The 23,694-nt window shown below is 53.8% G+C and carries 23 protein-coding genes; 17 read left to right on the forward strand and 6 right to left on the reverse strand.

Features of this window, described 5'->3' with window-relative positions; all coding sequences use genetic code 11:
- Positions 1 to 149: 149 nt before the first annotated feature.
- Positions 150 to 1,742, forward strand: coding sequence for an L-lactate permease (locus APA10_RS02365; protein WP_035365776.1), 1,593 nt, complete (start codon positions 150 to 152; stop codon positions 1,740 to 1,742).
- 86 nt (positions 1,743 to 1,828) lie between these two features.
- Here APA10_RS02365 and APA10_RS02370 read toward each other — a convergent pair whose 3' ends face one another.
- Positions 1,829 to 2,131 carry a putative quinol monooxygenase gene (locus APA10_RS02370; RefSeq protein ID WP_003623595.1) on the reverse strand — a complete coding sequence of 101 codons (303 nt, stop codon included), beginning with the start codon at positions 2,129 to 2,131 and terminating at the stop codon, positions 1,829 to 1,831.
- Between the two features lie 148 nt (positions 2,132 to 2,279).
- Between APA10_RS02370 and rfaD the strand changes: the two genes are divergently transcribed.
- From rfaD to APA10_RS02395, 5 genes are read left to right on the forward strand one after another with little or no spacing between them, the layout of a single operon-like run.
- Positions 2,280 to 3,260, forward strand: coding sequence for an ADP-glyceromanno-heptose 6-epimerase (gene rfaD, locus APA10_RS02375; RefSeq protein WP_003629280.1), 981 nt, complete (start codon positions 2,280 to 2,282; stop codon positions 3,258 to 3,260).
- A 24-nt stretch (positions 3,261 to 3,284) separates the two neighbouring features.
- The gene (lgt, locus tag APA10_RS02380) at positions 3,285 to 4,124 is read left to right on the forward strand and encodes a prolipoprotein diacylglyceryl transferase (RefSeq protein ID WP_003623592.1); all 840 of its coding nucleotides are present in this window, start codon (positions 3,285 to 3,287) and stop codon (positions 4,122 to 4,124) included.
- Between the two features lie 8 nt (positions 4,125 to 4,132).
- On the forward strand, positions 4,133 to 5,161 hold the full coding sequence (locus tag APA10_RS02385; protein WP_003629281.1) for a class I SAM-dependent methyltransferase: 1,029 nt from the start codon (positions 4,133 to 4,135) through the stop codon (positions 5,159 to 5,161).
- The gene (gene pgeF, locus APA10_RS02390; RefSeq protein ID WP_003629282.1) at positions 5,158 to 5,943 is read left to right on the forward strand and encodes a peptidoglycan editing factor PgeF; all 786 of its coding nucleotides are present in this window, start codon (positions 5,158 to 5,160) and stop codon (positions 5,941 to 5,943) included. Before APA10_RS02385 ends, pgeF begins: the two co-directional genes overlap by 4 nt.
- Positions 5,940 to 6,947, forward strand: coding sequence for a hypothetical protein (locus APA10_RS02395; RefSeq protein WP_003629283.1), 1,008 nt, complete (start codon positions 5,940 to 5,942; stop codon positions 6,945 to 6,947). Before pgeF ends, APA10_RS02395 begins: the two co-directional genes overlap by 4 nt.
- 56 nt (positions 6,948 to 7,003) lie before the next feature.
- On the opposite strand, the gene APA10_RS02400 is transcribed toward APA10_RS02395, so the two are convergent.
- Complete coding sequence (locus tag APA10_RS02400; protein ID WP_003629285.1) at positions 7,004 to 8,368, reverse strand: transglycosylase SLT domain-containing protein; 1,365 nt, start codon at positions 8,366 to 8,368, stop codon at positions 7,004 to 7,006.
- 189 nt (positions 8,369 to 8,557) lie between these two features.
- Here APA10_RS02400 and APA10_RS02410 point away from each other — a divergent pair, with 189 nt between their 5' ends.
- Genes APA10_RS02410 through APA10_RS02420 form a run of 3 tightly spaced genes read left to right on the forward strand, consistent with a single transcriptional unit; the run spans position 8,558 to position 10,626 of the window.
- Positions 8,558 to 9,421 (forward strand): ABC transporter permease, encoded by an 864-nt coding sequence (locus APA10_RS02410; protein ID WP_003629287.1) that lies wholly within the window; start codon positions 8,558 to 8,560, stop codon positions 9,419 to 9,421.
- On the forward strand, positions 9,418 to 10,260 hold the full coding sequence (locus APA10_RS02415) for an ABC transporter ATP-binding protein (protein WP_003629288.1): 843 nt from the start codon (positions 9,418 to 9,420) through the stop codon (positions 10,258 to 10,260). Before APA10_RS02410 ends, APA10_RS02415 begins: the two co-directional genes overlap by 4 nt.
- 15 nt (positions 10,261 to 10,275) lie before the next feature.
- Entirely contained in the window at positions 10,276 to 10,626 is a 351-nt protein-coding gene (locus APA10_RS02420; RefSeq protein WP_003623579.1) for a YnfA family protein, read from the forward strand.
- A gap of 3 nt (positions 10,627 to 10,629) precedes the next feature.
- On the opposite strand, the gene APA10_RS02425 is transcribed toward APA10_RS02420, so the two are convergent.
- The 4 genes from APA10_RS02425 to APA10_RS02440 all read right to left on the reverse strand — a co-directional run bounded on the left by APA10_RS02425 (position 10,630) and on the right by APA10_RS02440 (position 14,043).
- Positions 10,630 to 11,691, reverse strand: a complete 1,062-nt coding sequence (locus APA10_RS02425; RefSeq protein WP_003623577.1) for a transporter — start codon at positions 11,689 to 11,691, stop codon at positions 10,630 to 10,632.
- 145 nt (positions 11,692 to 11,836) lie between these two features.
- Positions 11,837 to 12,124: a hypothetical protein gene (locus APA10_RS02430; protein WP_003629290.1), complete on the reverse strand. Its 288-nt coding sequence runs from the start codon at positions 12,122 to 12,124 to the stop codon at positions 11,837 to 11,839.
- 177 nt (positions 12,125 to 12,301) lie between these two features.
- Positions 12,302 to 13,372, reverse strand: a complete 1,071-nt coding sequence (gene hisC, locus APA10_RS02435; protein ID WP_035365778.1) for a histidinol-phosphate transaminase — start codon at positions 13,370 to 13,372, stop codon at positions 12,302 to 12,304.
- Positions 13,373 to 13,470: 98 nt separating this feature from the next.
- Positions 13,471 to 14,043 carry an ankyrin repeat domain-containing protein gene (locus APA10_RS02440; RefSeq protein ID WP_003629292.1) on the reverse strand — a complete coding sequence of 191 codons (573 nt, stop codon included), beginning with the start codon at positions 14,041 to 14,043 and terminating at the stop codon, positions 13,471 to 13,473.
- Positions 14,044 to 14,382: 339 nt separating this feature from the next.
- Here APA10_RS02440 and tkt point away from each other — a divergent pair, with 339 nt between their 5' ends.
- The 8 genes from tkt (at position 14,383) to APA10_RS02480 (ending at position 23,683) form a co-directional block, all read left to right on the forward strand.
- Complete coding sequence (tkt, locus tag APA10_RS02445) at positions 14,383 to 16,485, forward strand: transketolase (RefSeq protein ID WP_003629293.1); 2,103 nt, start codon at positions 14,383 to 14,385, stop codon at positions 16,483 to 16,485.
- Between the two features lie 84 nt (positions 16,486 to 16,569).
- Positions 16,570 to 19,425, forward strand: a complete 2,856-nt coding sequence (locus APA10_RS02450) for a bifunctional transaldolase/phosoglucose isomerase (RefSeq protein WP_003629294.1) — start codon at positions 16,570 to 16,572, stop codon at positions 19,423 to 19,425.
- A gap of 21 nt (positions 19,426 to 19,446) precedes the next feature.
- Positions 19,447 to 20,445, forward strand: coding sequence for a phosphogluconate dehydrogenase (NAD(+)-dependent, decarboxylating) (gene gnd / locus APA10_RS02455; RefSeq protein WP_014457450.1), 999 nt, complete (start codon positions 19,447 to 19,449; stop codon positions 20,443 to 20,445).
- A gap of 36 nt (positions 20,446 to 20,481) precedes the next feature.
- Positions 20,482 to 21,369 (forward strand): HAD family hydrolase, encoded by an 888-nt coding sequence (locus tag APA10_RS02460; RefSeq protein ID WP_003629296.1) that lies wholly within the window; start codon positions 20,482 to 20,484, stop codon positions 21,367 to 21,369.
- On the forward strand, positions 21,366 to 22,112 hold the full coding sequence (pgl, locus tag APA10_RS02465) for a 6-phosphogluconolactonase (protein WP_003629298.1): 747 nt from the start codon (positions 21,366 to 21,368) through the stop codon (positions 22,110 to 22,112). The genes APA10_RS02460 and pgl overlap by 4 nt, the downstream gene beginning before the upstream one ends.
- Positions 22,113 to 22,128: 16 nt before the next feature.
- On the forward strand, positions 22,129 to 22,842 hold the full coding sequence (gene rpiA, locus APA10_RS02470) for a ribose-5-phosphate isomerase RpiA (RefSeq protein WP_003623559.1): 714 nt from the start codon (positions 22,129 to 22,131) through the stop codon (positions 22,840 to 22,842).
- Between the two features lie 10 nt (positions 22,843 to 22,852).
- Positions 22,853 to 23,437, forward strand: coding sequence for a gluconokinase (locus APA10_RS02475; RefSeq protein ID WP_003629300.1), 585 nt, complete (start codon positions 22,853 to 22,855; stop codon positions 23,435 to 23,437).
- A gap of 18 nt (positions 23,438 to 23,455) precedes the next feature.
- Complete coding sequence (locus APA10_RS02480; protein WP_003629302.1) at positions 23,456 to 23,683, forward strand: hypothetical protein; 228 nt, start codon at positions 23,456 to 23,458, stop codon at positions 23,681 to 23,683.
- Positions 23,684 to 23,694: the final 11 nt, after the last annotated feature.

The following is a 23,694-nucleotide window of genomic DNA, read 5'->3' on the forward strand; positions in this document are numbered from 1 at the left end:
ATGGCTGTTTAGCTGCCTTTCTAAAAGTTCCCCCATCACAACATATTGTTATAACGACATTTTTTCTTGCATCGGGCCGCAACCGTTCCCTTAAGATTGTTTTTATCCCCCACGTAAGAAGGGGAATTAACGCCTATTCAGGAACTGCCATGTTCATACAGCCACTTGTTCCGGCGGGACACAGCCTTGTGCTGTCATTTCTGCTCGCGGCCTCACCTATTATTGTTACACTCTTTGTTATGGGTATTCTGCGTCGCCCGGCATGGCAGGCCACTCTGGGCGGCTTGATTGTAGGGTTGCTGGTAGCCACCACAATTTGGGGGCTGCCTGCCAAATTGGCTGTTGCCAGCATTAGCAACGGTGTTGTGTTTTCCCTTCTGCCAGTGATGTGGATTGCTCTTTCGGCACTCTTTCTGTTCAACGTGGCTGTGCAGAACGGACGATTTGATGCTTTCCGAGACTGGATTATCCAGCACGTTCCCAATGACAGGCGCATCATGCTTGTTGTTCTGGGCTTCTGCTTTAGTGCTGCACTAGAAGGCGTGGCTGGGTTTGGCACACCTGTAGCCATTACCAGTGCGTTGCTGATCATGCTCGGTTTTCCGGCATTGGATGCCCTTACCTATGTGCTGATCTTTAACTCCGCACCGGTAGCATTTGGTGGCTTGGGTATTCCCGTTACCGTTCTGGGCTCTATTACAGGGCTACCGGCAGATGTGCTGGGGGCAACCATTGGGCGGCAGCTTACCCCGTTTGCACTGCTTATTCCTTTTTATGTTATGGCGCTTTACGGCGGGTGGCGCTCTGTCCGGCAGACATGGCCTGTGCTGCTAGTGGCTGGTGGCAGCTTTGCCCTGACATTGCTGATTATCTCTGGTGCCGGGCTTTACAGCCTGAGCAACGTACTTTCTTCTAGCGTGGCACTTGTAGCGACCATTGGGTTCCTACGCTTTTGGAAACCCGCATCAGATCCACAATACGCTATTGATCTCACCCATCTAAACAACCAGCAAGCAAGTGCAGTTCCTGTCCCCCGCTGGCAAGGGTGGATTCCGTGGATTACGGTTATTGCTGTGGTGATTGCATGGGATGCGCTGCATATTGCCAAAATTGGCACCCTGCCCATTCATTGGCCGGGGCTGGATAATGCGGTGTTTATCTCTTTGTATAAAACGCCTTATGCCGCCGTGTGGAAGTTTGAACCCTTGGGCACCGGCACGGCCATTCTGGTTGCCACCATTCTGACAGCCCTGTTCACCCGCACAAAACTACAGCAGTTTGGTGCGGCAGCCCGTACCACGCTCAAACAGGGGTGGCTGGCCGTTGTGACTGTTGCACTCACAATCGGACTGGCATTTTTGATGAACTATTCCGGCATGACCTATACTTTGGGATATGCGGTTTCTTCCGCTGGCATGGTCTTCCCGCTGGTTTCTGTTTTCCTTGGCTGGATTGCCGTGTTCCTAACGGGGAGTGACACCTCAGGCAACGCTCTTTTCGGTAACCTGCAGGTGGCTGCAGCGCATCAGCTTTCACTAGACCCGGTGCTGTTTGCATCTGCAAACTCATCAGGGGGCGTGATGGGTAAGATGATCTCGCCCCAGAACATCACCACTGGCGTATCTGTAACATCCCTCAAAGGACAGGAAGGCACAGTGCTGGCGCGCACCTTCAAGCACAGCCTGTTTTTAACATTCTGTATCGGGTTGGTAGTTGTCTTTCAGCAATTTGTGCTGCGATAGCCGGTTTATTGCCAGCAGGTTACGGAAAACAAAAACGGCCCCATTGAGGTAGGGCCGTTTTTTTATGCAGTTTTCACTACGTGCGCTTAGGCACCGGGGAGAGGCTGCAGGATATGAAGCTGAATAGGCGCTTCCAGCAGCGTGTTCAGTTCTGCTGCAAGTGTTTTGAAATGCGGTGTTTCCATATGATCCTGCAATGCCTTGCGGCTTGCCCAACGTTCTACAAAAACAAATGTCTGCGGATCATCCAGATCACGATTGGGCACATACTGGCTGTTGGTGCTTTCTGCACGAGATGGCTTGATGCACGCCACCATGGCCTGTGCCACTTTTTCCTCTGCGCCCGGCTTTGCCTTCAAAAGAGCAACAACTGTAATTTCTTCGCTCATGCTAGCGCCTCTTTCCTGCTAAATTGCGATCACGCGTGAATAGTAGGCAATATGTTTCCCCCTGACTACGGGATGAAACCCCACTTCTGAGCACATCAGGCATTTGACAGCTTGGAGTGCGCGATGCCGCCCTTTATACTCCCGCACCATGATAGTAATTACAGGGGGAGCCGGTTTTATCGGCTCATGCCTACAGGCTGCATTGGCCGCCAGAGGGCTGGAAACAATAATTGTTGATTGGCTTGGGCAGGAAGGCAAATGGCGCAATGTGTCCCAACATGCACCCACGCGCCTGATTGCCCCAGAAAATCTGGAAGCCTTTTTGGCCACAACCCCAAAAATAGACACCATCTTCCATATGGGCGCTATTAGTGAAACCACCGCAACAGATGGTGATCTGGTATGGCGCACCAATGTGGAACTCTCACAAACATTATGGGACTGGTGCACACGCAACCGTGCAAGATTTATCTATGCATCTTCAGCCGCCACATATGGCGCGGCTGACAGACCAGAACTGTTCAATGATGATCCGGGCAATCTTTCACAACTGAGACCACTTAATTTGTACGGCTGGTCCAAACACGTGTTTGATCAGCACGTTACCACCACACTTGATCAGCACACACCACGGCCGCCTCAATGGGCCGGGCTAAAGTTTTTTAACGTGTACGGGCCAAACGAATACCACAAAGGCAAGATGATCTCTGTGGTTAAGGTAAAATATGATGAGGTAAAATCCGGCCAGCCTGCACGTCTGTTCCGATCTGACAGGCCAGATATTGCAGATGGCATGCAGGCCCGTGACTTCATATGGGTGGGTGATGTCGTAAACGTTATGCTCTGGCTGTATGACAACCCGGAGGTATCAGATCTGTTTAATTGTGGCACAGGTACCGCACGCACCTATCTGGATATGGTCCATGCCGTGTGTGATGCCATTGGCTGCGAACGCCGGGTAGAATTTATTGATATGCCCCAAAGCTTGCATGGGCAGTATCAATCCTACACACAGGCAGATCTTTCCCGCCTGCGGGCTGCTGGTTACACTGGCCAGTTCACACCGCTGGAAGAGGGCGTTAAACGCTACGTGCAAGATTATCTTGCCACGAATAATGCCTATCTCTGACCCAGCCATACCGGATCACCCATCATGCTTCCTGTTCTGATGTTTCCTCAGTTTAACCCGGTGCTGGTGCATGTCGGGCCATTTGCCATACGGTGGTATGCGCTCTCCTACATCATCGGCATTGTGCTGGGCATTACGCTGTTGCGGCGATTGGTTAACCTTCCTCCGCGTGCAGGCACGCCAGAACTGGCAGATGACTTTCTGGCTTGGGTCACCCTTGGCATTCTGATGGGTGGCCGGCTGGGATACGTGCTGTTTTACCAGCCCGGCTATTACATTACGCACCCTCTGGCCATGCTGGAAGTATGGCACGGGGGCATGTCCTTCCACGGTGGCGCACTTGGCGTAATTATCGCCATGATGCTGTTTACATGGCGGCACAAGCTAAACTTTCTGGCCTTTGCAGACCGCGTCACCATTGCCGTGCCTATTGGTTTGGGGCTGGGCCGCGTGGCCAACTTTATCAATGGTGAACTCTGGGGGCGTGAGGCTCCGGCCTCTCTGCCATGGGCAATGATCTTTCCCGATGGTGGGCCAATCCCGCGCCATCCCTCTCAGATTTACGAGGCACTTACAGAAGGGCTCCTGCTCTTTTTGGTTATGTTTGCGGCCTCTCGTAAACTCTCTATCCGTCAACATCCCGGTTTTCTTGCTGGCCTGTTTCTTGCCGGATATGCCTGCGCCCGCAGCTTTTGCGAATTCTTTCGTGAACCGGATTCATTCCTTGGGTTTCTGCCCGGTGGCATCACAATGGGGCAACTGTTGTGCTGCCCCATGCTGGCAGCGGGTATTGCGCTTATGGTGTATGCCAACCGCCACCCTGTTTACGAAGGCATTCCCCCAGAAGCAGAAGCCAAGCCATAAGCACGCGCATGCCTTCCCCCTTGCCTCCAAAAGCTGAAAGGCTGGATGCATTTATAGCGCGCGCCAATGCGCGTTATTATGCATCCAAACCTTTGCTTTCAGATTTTATTACCGCCCCCGAAATCTCTCAGGTTTTTGGAGAACTGCTCGGGGCTTGGGCTGCCACGGTCTGGCAGAATATGGGCTGCCCTGCGCAGGTTATTCTCGCTGAAGCAGGGCCAGGCCGCGGCACACTTATGGCAGATGCCCTGCGCCTGATTACACGTTGCGCTCCAGATTTTGCACATGTGCTGAATGTGCATCTGGTAGAAACATCCCCACTTATGCGGCAGGCACAAAAGCAGGCCCTTGCGTCTTATGCGCACCCCACATGGCATGATCGGATAGAAGATCTTCCTTCTGGCCCGCTCATTCTATTGGGCAATGAATTTCTGGATGCCCTTCCCATCCGCCAGTTCGTGCAAACACCTTCGGGCTGGCACGAACGCTACGTTATGGATGAGGCATTTCACCTTGTTCCATGTGATGCTCCGGTAATGCCAGATGGCAGAAAACTGGAACCAGACACTATTGTAGAACTATGCGAGCCCGCGCTGGAAGTTGCGCGCTATCTGGGGCAACGTTTTGCAGCACAGCCGGGCGTAGCACTGTTTATTGATTACGGTCACCATTCCACCCTAACGGGTGATTCCCTGCAGGCCTTACGTCATGCTCGTCCAGCACACCCGTTGGAAGCTGCCGGAGAGGCCGATCTGACAGCACATGTTGATTTTACCGCCTTTGGAGCTACTGCCCAACAGGCTGGTGGCCATATTTATGGCGCAGAAACGCAAGGTGCTTTTTTGCGCACATTAGGCCTTATGGAACGTACCGAACAACTCGCCACACGTGCGACTACAGAAGAGGCTGCCATATTGCGCAGTGCCGCACATCGGCTAGCAGCCCCTGAAAAAATGGGGCATCTGTTCCGTGTTATGGCCCTTGCCTCTCCCGGCCTGCCCTCACCTCCCGGCTTCATGAAAGGAGCGGACGTATGACCACAACGCTCTCACCTCTCACCAGCCCTTTGCTCGGGCACACACGCCACGGATTTTTTACGCGGGAAGGTGGTGTTTCCACCGGCCCCTATGCCAGCCTCAACTGCTCGACAAAATCTGGCGATAACCCACAGAATCTGGCTGAAAACCGCAGGCGGGTTGCAGCCCACCTGGGCGTTCAGGCAGACCACTTGTTAGGCGTTACACAAGTGCATGGCCGTGGGGTGGTTACCGCCACAGCACCTTGGCCGCCCGGCTCCGGCGCACCCGCCGATGCACTTGTTACCAATCAGCCAGATATCGCCATTGGCGTTATTACCGCAGACTGCGCACCTGTACTGTTTGCCAACGCAGAAGGCACCGTTGTTGGCGCTGCCCATGCTGGCTGGCGCGGAGCCTTGGCCGGTGTTTTGGAATCTACCTTGGAAGCCATGAAGGCCCTTGGCGCTAACGCAGAAAGTATTAGCGCTGTTGTTGGCCCCTGCATTGCTCAGGAAAGCTACGAAACGGCTGAAGATATGCACTCAGCCATTACTACCGCAGACAAACAGGCCGCACGCTTTTTTGCACCGGGCATACGCCCCGGCCATTATCAGTTTGATCTGGCAGGGTGGTGTGTTTTTAGGTTGCAGCAAGCTGGTGTGCGCAATGCTGCCGCATTAGGCGTTGATACACTCTCTGACGAAAAGCGCTTTTTTAGCCATCGCCGCCGCACTCTGGCGGGTGGTGGACAAATTGGACACCAGATTTCAGCGATTGCTACAGGACCTCGGAACGGATGAACCGCCTTTTACGCCATACTGCCCTGCCACTTTCCACTCTACTGCTTTTGGCAGGGTGCTTGGATGTGCCGCATCCGTTTTCCAACCCCGGCAAAGGGGCTTCAAAACTGGCGGCCAATGCGCCCCCCTCCCGCCTAGATATCCCCACCCCTACGGATTCCTTGCTGCCTGATGCGTCTGCCCAGATATGGGCCAAGGATGTTGCATCGGAACTGCTTCAGCAAACCATTCCGGCCATTGCCCAACCCACACGGCCCGGAGATTGGTGGCTGAAAATGCGGGCAGAATTGAGAGGGGATCAGGTTGTGCCAATTTACACAATCATGACGCCCAAAAACCAGATTCGCGCTACACAGGAAGGGCAAGCCGTGCCAGCTGCACAGTGGTCTGCCGGAGACGCCCCTTTCTTCACGCTGGTTGCGCAAGATGCAGCGCCACGCATTTCCTCTGTGCTGACGGGTATTCAGGCAGATGATATGGAAAAAGACCCACATAGCCTGAAGCATCGTGCTGCACGGGTTTACTTTACCGGTGTAACCGGTGCGCCGGGTGATGGTAATATATCTTTGGCCCGTGCTTTCACCGCCTCTTTCCGGGACAGTGAAGATACAATCCAGAATTCAAAGGAAAATGCTGATTTCACAGTCAGCTCCACCGTCAAAATCACACCCGGCCCCGTAGGGACACTTGGGCACCCTCAGCAACATATCGAAATTGTCTGGCGCGTTGTGGACAAGGACGGCAAGGAAGCCGGAGCAGCAACACAGCTGCATGATATTGATGCACATTCCCTAGATAATTATTGGGGGGATGTTGCCGTTGCTGCTGCGCAGGAAGCCGCCGCTGCCGTTAAACAGATTATCGGCCGCTATTCTGGACGGGATAACGCACCATTAGCGGAAGCTGGCACAAAACAGCCGCAGCCGACACAGGCTGCTAACAGCACAAGCAGTGCTGCGCCCCCAGCCCAGCCTAATCAACCGGCACCTTCTGCATTACCATAAGAAAAATGAATCTATTTCTCTACTTGTCCCTCAAGATAGGCAGAGAAATAGAAACCTTATGAGCGCGAACCGGGGGAAATAACCACACAACCGCTAAGCTTGCGGCAGGCATCCAATGCTTCCTCATGCGAAAGATTTGTCAGCCGGGCCCGATACAATTTGCCCGTTTTGGCCTGAACGCTTGCAATTTGCGCACGGGCCCCAGAAAGAGCTGCCCGATTACGGGCCTGCCCGGTTGCGCTCTGCGCCATGGACTGCGTGCCAAAAGCCCCCACCTGAATAGCCCATGTTTTTGATTCATCGCCGCGTGTGCGGTGCGTCAATAACGGTGCTGGCTCTGCATGTGCGGCAGGAAACATCTGCATGCGCCGTTGGGAAGATGTATTCCCCAACACAAGGCGAGCAGGTGCCGTAGGTTGTTCTGGCGGGTTTGGAATGGGGTCAGACGCATCCGCCACCTGCACCGGCGCAGTTGAAGCTGCTGTTTCAGAAGATCCCAACCGCTGCGCCCAAGCTGCACGCACATCTGCCGGGCTTTCTGTCAGCCCGTTAATGCGTCCCTTACGGGCAACCGGCTGCCATTCTGGCGTGTAAGAAGTGGTTGCAGAATCTCCATCACTGCCCACAACTTCAGCCAATTGCACGGGCTGTGCACCACTATTTCCGCTCCGCTGCGCCCATGCGGACTTAACGGAGTTCACTTCCCCTACAGACTGAATGGGCTGGTAAGATTGAGCCATGCTATCATGACTGGCTACCAGCAGATCTGCCTGAGAGCGGTTGGTGGGTGAAATGCCAACAATTCTGCGCCCAATAGAGGCAACATAGTTACGGGTTTCACGCGGGAGAGTGCGGTTGCGCGTTAGAAAATCTTCTAGCCTTCCGGGCCCTGCATTGTAGGCCGCCAAAAATCCCGGAGAACCATACACATCATACAACTGGCGAATATAGCCCGTGCCCGCCATGATATTATCATGCGGATCAAACGCATCGTCACCCAGATTATAGGCTTGGCGCATTTCATCATATGTAGGTGGCATCAACTGCATCAGGCCCATAGCGCCCGGCCCGGATGTAACAAGCTGGCCATTATGGAAAAGCCGCCCACCCGATTCCTGCTGGATAACTGCACGTATCCATTCATCCGGCACATCAAAGCGCTTTGAGGCTTCCTGAATATAGGGGCCCCAAGGATCTTCCGCCGTGCCCGGAGGTGCGTAATAGGAACGCGCGTGTGCCCGATACCGTGCAGCTTCTTCTGCCACAGGCATGGTAATATCATCCCCACTGGGCTGATTTGCACAGGCAGAAAGCAAAGCCAGAAGCCCCAGAATAACTGAACCTTTGGCAGCATGGGCCAGCCTTTTGCCTCGCCATGCCACAGAACACCGCTTATGCTGGCTGATCTGTCTGGATGTCATGCTATCTGGTCATCCCATTCATGGAAGGCAAGGCACCGGCTTGTCGGGAAGTTTTCCTGACGATCTGGCATAAAACTCATGCTGGTATTTATACCTCGGATGTTTCTCATGCAAGAAATCGCTGCTGTTGTTCTCTCCCCATTATACTGCCTGTTGCAGAGACCGAATTGATCGGATAGGCCATAAAGCATGACGGCCACATCCGGTTCTTCCGCGCAGTTTTCAGGGTCTGGGTTACCCACACAACCAGGCCGGGCTTCGCGCTCTCGCCTTGTTTCTGCCTGCAATGATATTGCGGGCGGGCTGCGCCTGTGGCGGTTGGCCCTTTCATTGGGCTGGCTAGATATCCGGCTACAATTCAATGGGTCACGCATCGGCCCCTTCTGGCTTACACTCACTACAGGTGTCATGGTTGGCTCCATGGGGCTGATCTATTCTCAGCTCTTCCATCTGGTTCTGCACGATTACCTACCATACTTGGCAATTTCGCTTATTCTATGGCAGGCGGGGCTCTCCTCTCTTATTCAGGAAAGCTGCTCCACCTTCACCCGCGCGGCAGAAACTCTGCGCTCAGTTAATATGCCGTATTCCGTGCAAGCGTTCCGCACTATGGTGCGGTGCGGGATTATGTTTGGTTACAACATAATCGTGCCTATTGTGGTGTTTCTGGTATTGGGCGTATGGCCGGGCCTTACAATGCTTTTGGCCATACCGGCCATTGCAATATGGCTCGCCAACAACGTAGCCCTTTGCCTGTTACTGGGCAGTGCCTGCGCCCGTTTTAGAGACATCCCCCCCATTGTGGGCAGTATTCTCCAGATTATGTTTTACATTACCCCAGTTATCTGGGAGCCCAAACAGCTCGGGAACACCACTTTCTGGCTATACTTCAACCCATTTTACGCGTTGCTGGAAATTGTACGCCGTCCGTTTTTGGGGCAGGCTCCAGAACCAACGCTATGGATGATTGCCGGAGGCTTCAGCCTCACTTTATGGATTCTGGCGCTCTTCACCTTCTCCCGCTCCCGTAGCAGACTGGCGTTCTGGATATGACAAGTTCTTCTGCGCCTACGAGCACAAAAACTACGGCTGAACCCGCTTCCATCAGCATCACAGACCTTTCGCTCAGCTTTCCCATTTTTCATGGGGGCGCACGCTCACTTAAGAAAATGCTGCTCAAACGCGGCAAATCGCTGCTGGCCAGCGCACGCGGGCTTCAGACAGGCGGCTCCGTCACCCTCGGGCAAGGTGAAACAGGCACTGTTTATGTAGAAGCCCTCCGAGATGTTTCTCTCAGCATCAAAGCTGGGGAACGTGTAGGGCTTATCGGGCATAATGGTGCCGGCAAATCTACTTTATTGCGTGTCATGGCGGGTATTTACATGCCGGAAGCGCCAAACGTACAGATTCATGGCAAAGTAGCCCCGTTGCTGGACCTACTTTCTGGTATGAATCCACAGCTTACAGGCCGAGAAAACATAAGTCTGTTTGGCCACCAAAAAGGCTTTAACTCTGCACAAATCAACCAGCTTGAAAAAGACGTGGAAGCTTTTGCGCAGTTGGATGACTTTTTGGATTTGCCCGTAAGGCTTTACTCCACAGGCATGACCATACGTCTGGGTTTTGGCCTTGCCACCTCCATTACCCCACAAATCCTTCTGATGGATGAATGGTTTATGGCAGGAGACTTTCACTTTCAGGAACGCGCTGAAAAGCGCTTGGCCTCTGTAGTGGATTCCACAGATATTCTGGTTATTACCTCACATGCCTTGGGTGTGCTGGAAAAATGGTGCACCCGGCTGATCTGGATGGAACATGGCCAAATACGGATGGATGGACCTGTAAAATCTGTGATGGATGCATACCGGACAGAATCTGAACAAAACGCCTAGAAAGACCGGTCCTGAATGATGAATACCCTTATTTTTCTGCTGCGTTCTTTCGGGATCTATCTTCTTGCCGGTTTTGCCGAAATTGCAGGTTGCTTTGCTGTCTGGCTCTGGATCAAGGAAGGCCGCTCAGGCTGGCTGACTATTCCCGGTCTTATCAGCTTATGTGTGTTTGCCCTTTTGCTCACGCGTATAGATGAAGAAAGCGCAAGCCGCGCCTATGCCGCTTATGGCGGTATTTATATTACGGCATCACTTATATGGATGCGCTGTGTAGAAGGCCGGACACCAGATAAATGGGAAATCACCGGAGCCCTTATCTGCCTGCTAGGTGCTGGCGTTATTCTGTTGGCCCCACGGCACGGATAATTTTTAAAGCAGCTTTGTCAGCTTCAGCACAAACCATGTGCCAAGCATAATGCCAAAGCACAGAATGCCGGCAATAACCGTGTCCCACGCACCGCCTGATAGAAACATGCCGCCCGTGTTCATACCAAAAAACCCGGTTACAAACGTGGCAGGCAGCATCAAGGTTGTGCCAACAGAAACGATATACAGACGCCGGTTGGTTTCTTCCGCCTGATTGGATGTGAGTTCATCCTGCAAAGAACGCGCGCGGTCCTGCAAGGCCAAAAGGTCATCCAGTGCTGCATGAACCTGACGTTGTGAACGATCTCGCAAATCATCCTCAGCCCATTCAGGCAGTTCCAGTTCTTCATCACGGAAAATACGATCTACCGGAGCCAGAACACGCCGCAATTCCGTAGAGCGACGGCGGGCAACACCTAACAGACCGCTCATACGGCCCAGATCTGTATCGCGGTCCAGCATGAGCAGCACATCTTCTGCACGATCCAGTTGATCATCCAGCCGGGCAAAATCACGCCGCAATGTATCTGCAAATTCCAGAAGAGCTCTATCCACCACCTTGGCAGGAGAACGGGGTACAAGTCCGCGTTGCAGTTCGTGATACACCACACCCAATGCTGGAATGGGGTGCCTGCGTGTGGTCAGCAGTAAATCAGGTTCCAGCGCAAACCGCCACGTGCTGACATTTCTTTCATCATCGGTCGATGTGTCATCAAACGCTGGTAGCGCACCAAAAACAATATCGCCTTCACTTTCCAGGCGGGTGCTGCGTTCCAGGTTGGTCAGAACCTGACGCACTTCTTCAGGTAACGAAGGTATGCTTTCAATCTGCGCGCGAGAAAGGGTATGGACGATATCAAAATGGAACCAGGCCCACCCATCCTCTTGCATCAGTTCCGGGGGGAAGCTGCCGGTTGTCAGGCGCTGCGTAACAACATCACGCCCCAGTTCTACCGGTTCCTTACCCGGGCGGCAGAAAATGGCCCATACCAAGCCATCCCGCAAAAGGGTGCCTCCTTCAGAAAGAAGATCAGGCAGGGCTCCGGCTGATGGTGGGTTGGGCATCACTGGTCTCCCTGCTTTCTTACGGGCATATCCCCAAGCGGGCTGCGTAATAAAACCTGTTCTTGGCGCCAGCGCCAGTCAGGTTGCATAACATGGGCCAGAAATTGGCAAAAGGCAGGTAAACCACCTTTTGCCAATGCTTAACTTATGATCGCGTCTGCAAACTGCCAGAACGACGGCTCGCACCCCCACCAGCCGGGCGCGCAGAGCGCGTGCCATCCTGCTGCTTACGTGCAGCTTTAAGAACGGGTGCTGCTGTAAGCTCGGCTTCTAGCTGAGCAATACGTTTACGTATGCTTTCCTTAAGTGCCGGAGAGGTATGAGCCTTCATTGCCCCCAGCGTTTCCTTCAGATCGCGCAGCTGCTTCTGTTTTTCTGGCAGAGAACGACGAATAGGCTGGTTGTCAGACATCTGGCCACGATAAGCACGCATGAGCTGAACCTCATTACAACAAAATAAGGCGCGGCCAACGTTATGGCCGCGCTGCCTGCACAGTGCAGAAATGACCCGTTAAAAACCTGCGCCAAACGCACATAGACGTTCACCCACCGCAAAAAGCGGCAGGCAAGCCCTTTATACGCGTAAGAAAAGCAGACTTTTAAGGTCTGGTTAAAGCGAATTGCTGCACAGAATATCCCGCAGTGCTGAAAGCAAATTTTCACACTGCTGATCTGTGCCGACCGTAATGCGCAACCACGCAGCTGTGCGCTCACCCCTTAAGTGCCTGACAATAATGGCACGCTCTCTGAGTTGGGTGGCCAGTTCTGCTGCGTTCCGGTTCGGGTGCCGAGTGTAAACAAAATTGGCTTTGGACGGCAAGACATCAAAACCGAGTTTTTGTAGCCCTTCTGACAACGCCGTTCTGCTGGCAACAACCTTCTGCACGCTGGAGGCAAACCATGCCTCATCTTCCACCGCAGCCGTTGCCCCTACCTGCGCCAGACGATCCAGCGGATAGGAATTAAAACTATCCTTTATGCGCACCAAACCTTCAATGAGTTCAGGTTGCCCAAATGCAAAACCAACCCGCAAGCCAGCAAGTGCGCGTGATTTAGAGAAAGTCTGCACAACCAGGAGGTTAGGATAATCTTTAATTAAGGAAACGGCGCTTTCTGCACCAAAATCCACATAGGCTTCATCAATCAGCACAACACGGTCTGGGTGGAGTTCCAGAAGCTGGCGCACCTCTGCCAAGCTCAGGGCAATGCCTGTGGGAGCATTCGGGTTGGCCACCACAACCCCACTGCATGGGCCTGCGTAATCTGCAATATTTACCTGCATATCATCCGTAAGCGGAACCGTACGGAACGGCAGGGAATAAAGGCCGCAATATACGTGGTAAAAGCTGTAAGTTACATCCGGGAACAGCAACGGTTCACCGTGTGCAAAAAATGCCTGAAACGCATGGGCCAGAACCTCGTCCGAACCATTGCCTACAAACACATATTCCGGCCCCAGACCAACACGCGCCCCCAAAGCTGTGCGCAAAGCCAAGGCTTCCGGGTCTGGATACAGACGTAATGTGTCATTATCCGCAGCACGAATAGCCTCCAACGCACGCGGAGATGGACCATAAGGCGATTCGTTGGTGTTCAACTTGATCAGATCGGTCATTTTGGGCTGCTCACCGGGAACATACGGTGTCAGCTTATGAACAAGCGGGCTCCAGAAACGACTCATGCTATCTATATCCAAAAAAACAAAAGCAGCCTGATGTCAGGCCGCTTTATCCCTTCTTATCTGAAGGTGTAAAACCAAAATATTCCGCCGCTCCTTTTTCAGGAGAGGCTGGCGGCCACTGCTTTCAGTGCTTCTTCAAGTACGGGTTTGCCCTGCCTACGGGCCAGATCTATGGCGTTTAGGCCTTCACCGTCTCGCACTGTGGGGTTAGCACCGGCTTTCAGCAACAACAGCGCCATGTCATCCCGCCCGAACATCACGGCAAAAATGAGAGGTGTGCGCCCAACCGCGTTGGGAATATCCACCTCTGCTCCAGCTTCCAGCAACATGGTGGCAATAGGCATATCACCTTTAAATGCCACACCGGCCAGCGCCGTTGCCCCTTTTTCATCTTGCAAATCGGGCTTGGCTCCATGAGACAACAGTACGCTCACGGCGTCCTTATGCCCATTGTAAGAAGCCAAGATAAGCGGCGTATAGCCTTTTTCAGCCCGCAGATTCGGGTCCATACCCGCCTGCAAAAAGCGGGCCAGCATATCTGCATCCCCTTCCCGCGCAGCGTTCAGGAAAAGTGCTTCAATCTGTTCACGCGTAAAGCCCTGTGCGCCACCACCGGTTGCCGGGGCGGCTGTTCCCTGCTCGGACGGAGTCCGGGAAGAAACTTCTGTCATGACTGACCTCCGGAAAAGAATGGTTTTGCAACAACGGTTATCTTACGCTGCCGCGTTATTAAGAAAAAGAACCATATCAGCCCCTTTGTCCATACCGCAAACGCACAAGTGGCACGCCTGCTCCCTGCTCAGGCAAAAAGAGCATTTCAGGCATAAAATCACAGAGTTATGACAGCAGGCTTGTTGAACATAAAAAGCTGCCCAAGCGTCATCATCTCTTGCCGAAAAACGCCTAACCGTGGAATTGTGCGGAACTCTTACAAGGCACACCACTTAGGGGTGCTCATAACTTTCCGGCCATAATTCGTAATTACGGCCCAGTCTGGAGGATAGGTCTGCATGCGCGTTTCTCTTCCCACTCCTGTTCGCGCACCTGCACAAACGCAGGGCAGTGGCGCATCCAGCCTTGATACGCTGTGCATCAACACCATTCGCGCACTTGTCATGGACACTGTGCAGAAGGCCAATTCTGGCCATCCGGGGGCGGCCATGTCCATGGCGCCGCTGACCTATACTCTATGGCAAAACCTCTTAAACTATGACCCGACCAACCCGTTGTGGCCCAATCGGGATCGGTTTGTACTTTCTATTGGGCACGCATCTGCCCTGCTGTATTCCATGATTCATCTGTCTGGTATCCGGCAGGTGACTAACGGCAAGGTTACGAATGCTCCGGCCCTTACAACGGCTGATTTAGAGCAGTTCCGCCAGCTTGGCTCCAAAACCCCAGGCCATCCAGAACATGGGCACACAACCGGCGTAGAAACCACAACCGGCCCGCTGGGTGCTGGCTGTGGTAACTCCGTTGGCATGGCCATGGCAGAAAAATGGTTGGCTGCACGCTTCAACCAACCAGGTTTCGAGCTGTTTAACCATCATGTTTACACCCTGTGTGGTGATGGTGACATGATGGAAGGCGTCAGCAGCGAGGCAGCCTCCCTTGCCGGTCATCTTCAGCTTGGCAACCTGATCTGGATTTACGATTCCAACCGTATCTCCATTGAGGGCGGCACCAACATTGCATTTACAGAAAATGTAGCAGAACGCTTTGCCGCCTATGGCTGGCAGGTTCTGGAATTGAATGATGCCAATGATACCGCAGCCTTCACTCAGCTAATCGCTCAAGCCAAGGCTGAAACCAGCCGCCCCAGCATTATTATTGCACATTCGGTTATTGCATGGGGTGCACCCAATAAAGCTGGCATGGCCTCCGCCCACGGGGAACCTTTGGGCGCAGAAGAAGTGCGTGAAACCAAAAAGTTTTTCGGCTGGCCGGAAGACAGTAGCTTCCTTGTTCCAGCAGAAGCACTGCAACATATGCAGGATGGTTTAGGGGCCCGTGGGGCCGCCGCCAGTGCTGCATGGAACAAACTGTTTGCCAGTTACCATTCCTCGCACCCCGCTTTGGCTGCAGAACTGGATGCAATTTTCAACGGCACTCTGCCAGAAGGCTGGGATGCGGATATTCCGGTTTATGAAACCAGCGCAAAAGGTGAGGCCTCCCGCGCCAGCTCTGGTGCAGTGCTTAACGCTGTAGCTGGCCGTCTGCCTTGGCTGCTGGGCGGATCTGCGGATCTGGCACCATCCACCAAAACGCTGCTAAAAGGTGAAAAAAGCTTCCAGCCTGCTCAATGGGGTGGGAGCTATGCTGGACGCAATTTCCACTTTGGGGTGCGTGAGCATGCCATGGGGGCCATTGTAAATGGTATGGCCCTGTATGGCCTGCGCCCCTATGCGGCAGGCTTTCTGATTTTTTCAGATTACATGAAGGCCCCTATCCGCCTTTCCTCCATTATGGGCCTGCCTGTCACTTATATCTTCACCCATGACTCCATTGGGGTGGGCGAAGATGGCCCCACACATCAGCCCATCGAACAACTGGTGCAGCTGCGTGCTACGCCGGGCTTGGTAACGCTGCGCCCAGCCGATGCCAATGAAGTGGCCGAAGCATGGCGTTTTCTGATCCAGCATCGCAATGGCCCGACCGCTCTTGCTCTAAGCCGCCAGAATCTGCCTACGCTTGATCGTACCCGTTACGCGCCGGCTTCTGGCCTCACAAAAGGGGCTTATGTTCTTGCAAGCAGTGAGCAGACACCAAAGGTTATCCTGATTGCATCGGGCAGCGAAGTTTCTCTGGCTGTAGGGGCGTATGAAGCCCTGAGCGCAGAAGGTGTTCCGGCCCGCGTTGTTTCCATGCCCAGTTGGGAACTTTTTGAAGCGCAGCCACAATCTTACCGTGAGAGCGTGCTACCCGCCGCTGTAACAGGACGTGTGGTTATAGAAGCAGGCTCCGCCATTGGCTGGGATCGCTATGCCGGACCGAAGGGTGAAATCATTGCCATGCACGGCTTTGGTGCCTCGGCTCCAGCGGGCAAACTGCTTGAAAAATTTGGTTTCACGCCAGAAGCCGTGTTGGCAGCTGCCAAGCGGCAGGCAGGCTAAACAAACCTGATCTTTCACCGCGCGTTATATGACATCGGCCTGCCCGGTTTTTGATCGGGCAGGATGGAGAAAGGATAACCACCAATGACATCCTCCGCCTCGCCAAGCGCCAATCCGCTACGGGCACTTGCAAAAGCCCACCAGTCCCCTTGGCTGGACTTTATCCGTCGTTCCTTTGTGGAAGATGGTTCACTGGCGCGCCTCGTGCAGGATGATGACATTCGTGGTGTCACCTCCAACCCGGCCATCTTCCAAAAAGCAATGGGAGAAGGCACGGAATATGATGCCCAAATGCGTGATATTCTGGCGCATGAAATTGTTGCCCCGGGCGTGCTTTACGAAAAGCTGGCAGTTGCCGATATTAAGGCAGCGGCCCATGTGCTGGCCCCTGTTTATGAACAGGCTCATGGCAAGGATGGCTTTGTAAGCCTGGAAGTTTCTCCGTATCTGGCGCGGGATATGGAAGGCACAGCACATGAAGCTGCCCGCCTGTGGGCAGATGTGGCCGAGCCCAACCTGATGGTTAAAATTCCCGCAACGCCAGAAAGCATTCCGGCTATTCGGGCCAGCATTGCTGCGGGCATTAACGTCAACGTCACGCTTATTTTCTCTCTGAATGCTTATAAAGACGTGGTGGACGCATGGCTCAGCGGTCTGGAAGACCTGAAAGCCAAAGGCGGAGATCTGTCTCGCGTTGCATCCGTTGCTTCCTTCTTTGTCAGCCGGATTGACAGCAAAATTGATGCAGAAATTGATCGGCGCGTTGCTGCGGGGGATAAAGACGCCGCAGCCCTAAAGGCCCTGCGCGGTAAAGTTGCCATTGCCAATGCCAAGATGGCCTATGTGTACTGGCAGGAAATTATGCAGACACCGCGCTGGAAAGCGCTGGAAGATGCAGGAGCTCAAACCCAGCGCCTTCTGTGGGCCTCTACCGGCACCAAAGATAAAGCCTATAGCGATGTGCTGTATGTTGAGAGCCTGATCGGCCCGCAGACCGTTAACACCCTGCCGCCCGCCACCATGGATGCCTTCCGTGACCACGGCGCCGTGGCAGAAACACTGGGCACAGATATCGCCAACGCCCGACAGGTGATGGAAGATATACAGCGCCTTGGATTGGATCTGGAAGGTATTACCAAAACCCTTGTAGATGAAGGTGTGCAGTCCTTTGCAGATGCCTTTGATGGGCTGCTGGGTTCTGTTGCCGCCAAACAGGCAACCCTTCTGGGAGATAAGCTCACCACCCTGAAAACAAGCCTGCCAGCTGATTTTCAGGAAGCCGTAAATAAAGGCTTAAACGCTTGGCGTAAGGATGGCTCCATTCGCCGTCTATGGGCCAAGGATGCCTCTGTCTGGACCAATGGCCCAGAAGCCAAATGGCTGAACTGGCTGAACACGGTAGATGACCGCCTGAACCATATTGGGGATCTGGAAGCCTTTCAGGCTGAAGTAAAAGCCCGCGGCTTCCATCAGGTTCTGCTGATGGGCATGGGTGGTTCCAGTCTTGGGCCAGAAGTGCTGGCCATGACCTTTGGCAAGCACGAAGGCTTTGGCCATCTTTACGTGCTGGACAGCACAGATCCGCAGCAGGTTGCCGCTTTTGAGAAAAAGATAGATCCGCACCACACGCTGTTTATTGTGGCCTCCAAATCCGGCAGCACGCTGGAGCCCAATATCATGCTGGCCTATTTTCAGGATCTGGCCAAACGGGCGCTGAAAGAAAAAGCGGGCTCTCATTTTGTAGCCATCACAGACCCCGGATCCAAGCTGGAGGCCTATGCCAAGGCTGAGGGATTCTGGAAGATTTTTGCTGGTGACCCGCAAATTGGTGGCCGTTACTCCGTGCTTTCCAACTTTGGTATGGTGCCTGCAGCCGCAGCCGGTGTGCCGCTACGCCTGTTCCTTGAAGACGCGCTACGTGGCGTACGCATGTGCGATGGTAGCGTACCGCCCGTATCCAACCCCGGCGTGCTGCTCGGCACTATTATGGGTGTTGCCGCCACACAGTTCGGGCGGAATAAGCTCACAATTATTGCTACCCCACAGATCATGGACTTTGGCGCTTGGATGGAACAGCTTATTGCTGAATCCACCGGCAAGCATGGCAAAGGCATCATCCCCATTGATGATGAAACGCTGGGCGGCCCCAAGCGCTACGGCAAGGATAGATTGTTTGTTTATCTGCGCCTTGCAACAGAACATCGGCATGAGCAGGACGAAGCCATTTCAACCCTGATTGATGCCGGGCAGCCTGTTATCACCATCAATTTCCATAACAAGCGTCAGATTGCGCAGGAATTCTTCCGTTGGGAGATTGCCACCGCTGTTGCTGGTGCTTTCCTGAACATTGATCCGTTCGATCAGCCGGATGTTGAATCCACCAAGATCGAAACGCGCAAGCTGATGGAAGCTTACGAAAAAACTGGCAAACTGCCCGCAGAAGAACCCTTTGCGCAGCACGGCCCGCTGGTGTTTTTTGCAGATCAGGCAAATGCGGCCGCCCTTAAGGGAGATACGGCCACAGCTATCCTGAAAGCACATTTTGACCGCGTAAAAGCTGGGGATTACGTGGGGCTTCTGGCTTATATTGAACGCAACCGTGAAACACTGGAATGGATCCAGCATGCGCGCCTGCATGTGCGTGATGCCAAAACCATTGCCACGGCAGCAGAGTTCGGTCCGCGCTTCCTGCACTCCACCGGTCAGGCTTACAAAGGTGGGCCCAACACAGGGGTGTTCCTGCAAATTACGGCAGATGATGCGCGAGACCTGCCCGTGCCCGGCACTGGCTATTCCTTTGGCGTTGTAAAAGCCGCTCAGGCCCGTGGTGATTTTGATGTGCTGGCCGAACGCAAGCGCCGTGCCCTGCGGGTGCATATTAAAGGAAATCTCAAAGAAGGCCTTGCAGCGCTTGCTTCTGCCCTGCATGACGCCCTGTAAAATATTAAACAGGAGAACATGATGCAGATTGGCATTGTTGGACTGGGCAGAATGGGCGGCAACATTGCCGTCCGCCTGACACGGCACGGGCACGACGTTGTCGTTTATGACCGCGATACCGCAATGGTGGAAAAAACCGTTGCCCGCGCAGAAGCCGGTCGTGCTGTTGCCGCCAGCAACCTTGCCGATGTGGTAGAAAAGCTGAACGGACCCAAAAAGATTGTGTGGTCCATGCTTCCGGCTGGTGCCATTACGGAAGAAACCGTGATGGCCTTGGCTGGCCTGATGCAAAAAGGTGATATCGTTATTGATGGTGGCAACACCTACTACAAGGACGATATCCGCCGCGCCAAAGTGCTGGCTGAAAAAGGCATTGATTACATTGATGTTGGTACATCTGGCGGTGTGTGGGGTTTGGACCGCGGCTACTGCATGATGTATGGCGGCCCGCGTGAAGCCGCTGATTATATTGACCCCATTCTGACCTCTCTGGCGCCGGGCATTGGTGATATCCCGCGCACGCCGGGCCGTGACCGTGCAGATCTCGACCCCCGTGCGGAACAGGGCTACCTCTATTGCGGCCCAGCCGGGTCAGGCCATTTTGTTAAAATGGTTCATAACGGCATTGAATACGGCATGATGCAGGCCTTTGCTGAAGGCTTTGACGTGATGTACCGCAAGGATTCCCCACTGCTGGCAGAAGATGAACGCTTCTCCCTCAACATGGCGGACATTGCCGAAGTTTGGCGCCGTGGCAGCGTGGTATCTTCCTGGTTGCTGGATCTTACCGCTCAGGCTCTGGCCAAAAATGGTGAGCTTTCTGAATTCAGCGGTGAAGTCAGTGATTCTGGTGAAGGCCGCTGGACAATTGAAGCCGCTATTGAAGAATCCGTGCCTGTGCCGGTGATGACAGCCGCACTGTTCACGCGCTTCCGTTCACGCAGCGGCAACACATTTGCAGAAAAAGTGCTATCTGCCATGCGCTTTGGCTTTGGTGGCCACGTAGAAAACAAGAACTAAAATAACATTTTAGACACAAGGTAGGAGTCGGGAAGTATGACAGATAACGGACAGAACGGACTCAACCCGGGCCGTCCGCCTGCCTCCCGCATCCGCCTTGTTGTGTCTGATATGGATGGCACGCTGCTTACGCCTGAAAAACAGGTCACGCGCCATAGCATTGCCGCTATCCAAACTCTCAAACAGGCCGGTGTGCCTGTCTGTCTTGTTAGCAGCCGCCCTCCGGGTGGCATGGAAATGTATTTTGACGTGCTGGGCCTGCACACGCCTTATGGCGCGTTAAACGGTGGCACCATTTTTAATGCAGACCGCACAATTCGCTCTCGCCTTTCATTAGACCCGGAAGCTGTTCAGGAAACACTGGATATGCTCAAGGTGCACGACATTGATGCTTGGCTGTTCCGTGGGCACGAATGGTTGGTAACCAATGCAACCGGCGCTTACGTAGAACCCGAAGCAAAAGCCGTGCGCATGACACCTACCGCCGTGCCATTCTTTGATGATTACCGGCAGGATGTTGGCAAGGTGACCGGATCTTCCGCCGATTATGAAGCCCTGATGCGTCAGGAACTGGAGATCGGGCAGTTGCTTGAAGGCCGCGCCAGCGTAGCCCGCTCTTGCCAGTGCTTTTTGGATATCACCCCCAAAGATGCCAACAAGGGCTATGCCCTGCGCCAATTGGCCAGCTTTTATAATATTTCCATAGAAGAAGTGGCCTGCATTGGGGACATGAACAACGATGTGCCCATGCTCTCCATTGGTGGGCTTTCTATCGCCATGGGGCAATCAAAACCGGAAGTGGCAGAAACGGCGCATTTCGTAACCGCCCCTAATTCGGAAGATGGCTGGGCCAAAGCTATGGAACAGTTTGTATTGCCCCGCGTGGCTCCTCTTTCAGACACGGCAGGAAAGACAGTATCGTGACAGAACAGAATACCGCCAACGGTGCCCTGCACATTTCTGCAACACGAGACAGCCTGATGCATGATCTGGCTGATTGGCTTGTAAAACAGACACTCCAGCGCCCGGAAGCACCCTTCCGCATCGCACTTAGCGGAGGCAGCACACCGCAGCACCTTTACCGCCTGATGACAGAAGAACCCTATGTCAGCCGCTTTCCGTGGCAGCGCATGCAGTTTTTCTTGGGTGATGACAGATTTGTGCCGCACGATCATGCAGACAGCAATTATGGCATGATGCGCCGCCTGCTGTTTTCCCGCGTGCCTGTACCTGCAGAAAACATTTTTCCCATGCCAGACAAAGGCACGGCAGAACAGGCTGCCAAGGAATATGAAGCAACCCTGAAACAGATCTATCAGGGAGATGCGCTACAGGCAGACAAACCACTTTTTGACGTGAACCTGCTGGGCTTGGGCACTGATGGCCATACAGCCTCACTTTTCCCCGGTCAGCCGGTATTGCAGGAACGTACTGCATGGGTTGCCCCTTGCGTGCCTCCCGTTGCCCCTCACACACGCCTGACGCTGACATACCCGGCCATTCATGCCAGCCGGCATGTTATTTTTCTGGTAGAAGGGGCGGATAAAAAAGAAGCCGTTGCCCGCGTGAGAGCGCAGGACCCCGCCTGCCCCGCCAGTGCCATTACCAGTGCAGGAGATCTGATCTGGTTTTTAGATCAACCAGCCGCTCCAGCACCGCAGAACTAACAGGATACAAACAGGCATGACCGCAACACCGCCCGATCCCGCTGCCGCCTTTAAACAGCAGGCTGCCATCAAGGCCGCATCCCTTGTGCAGGATGGTATGGCCGTTGGCCTTGGCACGGGTTCTACCGCCAAATTTGTTGTTGCTGAACTCGGCCGCCGTGTGCGGGAAGAAGGGCTGCGTATCCGTGCCATTCCCACATCCAGTGTTACGGAAAAGCAGGCCAAAGAAGAAGGGATTCCCCTCACCACTTTTGGGGAACAGCCTGAGCTGGATATCGCCATAGATGGGGCAGATGAAATTGAACCCCGCACCCTCAACCTGATTAAAGGTCTGGGGGGCGCTCTGTTGTGGGAAAAAATTGTTGCCTCTGCCGCAAAGCAGTTTGTTGTGGTGGCCGACGCCAGCAAATACGTGGATCATCTGGGTGCAAAATGCCCCCTGCCCGTAGAGGTTATTCCTTTTGGTTGGGAAAACGTTGCACGCCAGTTGGGTGAATTGGGCGCACACGTCACACCACGGCGTAACCGTGATGGATCTTTCTATCTGACCGATGAAAAGAACCTGATCATGGATTGCGTATTTGGCCCCATGATGGAACCTGAAAAACTGGGCCGCTCCATTCTGGAAATTGTTGGCGTGGTTGAACACGGGCTGTTCCTGCATATGGCGTGCCAAACCATTACCGCTGGGCCAGAAGGCATACGCATCCTCACCCCGCAACAGGATTAAAATATCACTCATGCCACAGAATGCTTCTGCCTACCCCACAGACAGCACACTCCCTACCCAACCGGCAGCTCAGGGTATTACCCGGCATCTGTTGGTTGTTATGGGCGTATGCGGATCTGGCAAAAGCACTGTGGCCGAAGGCCTGCATAATGAGTTGGGATGGCCGTGGCTGGATGCAGACAGCCTGCATGCTCCTTCCAGCATTGAAAAAATGGCTCACGGCATCCCACTTACAGATGAAGATCGCCAAGGCTGGCTAACGCGCTGCCATGCTTGGTTGGCAGAAAAACAAAAAGCCGGAACAGGCGGTATTCTTGCCTGTTCTGCCCTCCGCCGCATTTACCGTGATCAACTTCGGCAAGATGGCGTAAAACCCTTATTTATCTATTTAAGCGCAGATACATCTGTTCTGGCACAAAGGCTAAAAACGCGGCCCGACCATTTTATGCCAGCCTCCTTACTACCCAGCCAGATACAAACGTTGGAGCCACCACAGGCAGATGAACAGGCTCTCACTTTTTCCGTGCTGCCTGAACCTGCCGAGGTGATTGCTGAAATTCTAACGCGCTTGAGAACTCTTCCCTCCAATATGTAAACGCTACGGGAGAAGATAGTGGGACATAATTACGCTAAACCGCTTACATCCGGGCAGAAAATGGAGCGCTTGCTCACACGTATTCCACCGGGCTGGCATATTGCTTTGGAACGTCAGACTGGTGAAGCCACATGGCGTGCACTTACACACGCACCGGACAAAGAAGGAAGCTGGAGTGCCCCTCATGCAGACCCGGCAGATGCGCTGGAAGAGGCATGGCGCAACAACCGCTCGGTGCTTGTATAATTTTTGCCCGG

Origin of the sequence: Acetobacter pasteurianus subsp. pasteurianus LMG 1262 = NBRC 106471, from assembly GCF_000285275.1 — a bacterium.
Lineage (GTDB): Bacteria > Pseudomonadota > Alphaproteobacteria > Acetobacterales > Acetobacteraceae > Acetobacter > Acetobacter pasteurianus.